Annotated in this window: 1 pseudogene; it reads right to left on the reverse strand. The window is 74.8% G+C overall.

Features of this window, described 5'->3' with window-relative positions:
- A pseudogene (locus tag ABD54_RS28450) lies at positions 1–1,397 on the reverse strand (hypothetical protein); the annotation flags it as partial.

Here is a 1,397-nt window from a genome sequence, read left to right on the forward strand (position 1 = left end):
CCTCCTCGGGGGAGTCGAAGCGGCGGATGCCGTCCTCGTCGAGGGTGCCCCTGACGTCGGTGTCCGCGTCCGAGTCGTCTGAGTCGTCCGATTCGGCGTCCGATTCCGAACTGGCTTCGCTCTCGTCGCGGTACACGCCGACACCGTCGTCGAAGGCCCGGTCGCGGTCCTGGGGTCCGCCGGACTCGCTGTCGGTGTCGCTGTCGCCGTAGTCGGAGCCGGTGTCGCTGACCAGGTCGGGGACGTCCTCGATCCCGGGAACACCGTCACGGTTACCGGTCCCCTGCCCGGAGGACTCCGGAGCGCCGTCGCGGCCCGAGACGGAGGGTCCGTCACCGTCGCGGTCCAAGGCCGAGGACCCGTCGCCGTCGCGGTCGGGGGCGGGGGTCCCGTCGCTGTCGCGGTCGGGGGTGGGGGTCCCGTCGCTGTCGCGGTCGCGGTCGGGGGTCCCGTCGCTGTCGCGGTCCAAGGCCGAGGGCCCCTCGCCGTCGCCGTCGCGGTCGTCCTGCCGCTGGGAGCGGTCGCCGCCGCGCTCGGGGGCACGGTCACCGCCCTGGTCGGGACCACCGTCTCCGCGCGCCCGGGGATCGGCGCCGCCGGGACCGGTGAGGTCACCGCCGCGGCCGCTGGCGTCCTCGCTCGTGGTTTCGGTCGGGGGTGGTGGTACCGACAGGTCGGGTGTGGTCTTGAGCAGGTCCAGACCGCGCAGGGCTCCGTCGGTGGCGCCCTGCTGGATACCGGCCTGGGAAGCGCCTGCGGTGGCCGACCACACCGAGGCCTGCCAGCCGCGTCCGTCCATCACGCTGCCCAGCCCCTCGCCCAGGTAGCCCTCCAACGCACCGGAGCCGACACTGCCCCCGCTCATCTGGGCGTAGGCGCTGGCGGTGGAGAAGTAGTCGTTGAGGGGCTGGCGCAGGTTGACGGGCACGTCGGACAGGTGGTCGCGCATGTGCGGGGGCAGGCGGTCCCCGATGCTCTGGCGCAGGTGCTGGCCCAGGGCGGGGTCGTTCCAGTGCCGGGTCAGGGTGTGGGCGTAGTCGCGGCCCAGCTCGCGTGCCGCCTGGTGGCCCAGGTGGTCGCCGAAGTGGCGGGCGAACAGGTCGGCGAACTCCTCGCGGGCGGCGGCGGCCTTGGCGGGGTTGTCGAAGGCGCCCGCGCCGGGGGCGCTGGCGGGGTGGTAGGGGACCAGGAGTTCGTCGTTGTGGCGGCCCAGGATCTGGGCCAGGTCCTTGTTCAGGGCGGGCGGCGCCAGGGGTGCGCTGGTCGGGTCGTTTTTGGGCGCGGGGGAGTCCGGGCCCCGGTCGGGCCCGGTGGCGGGGGGCCCGTCGGGTCCGCCGCCGGGGGGCGGTGCGTCGGTGTCGCGGTCGGGGTTGTTGGTGGGCGGGTCGTCCTTGACG

Source organism: Nocardiopsis sp. RV163 (genome assembly GCF_001029525.1).
GTDB classification, from domain to species: Bacteria; Actinomycetota; Actinomycetes; order Streptosporangiales; family Streptosporangiaceae; genus Nocardiopsis; species Nocardiopsis dassonvillei.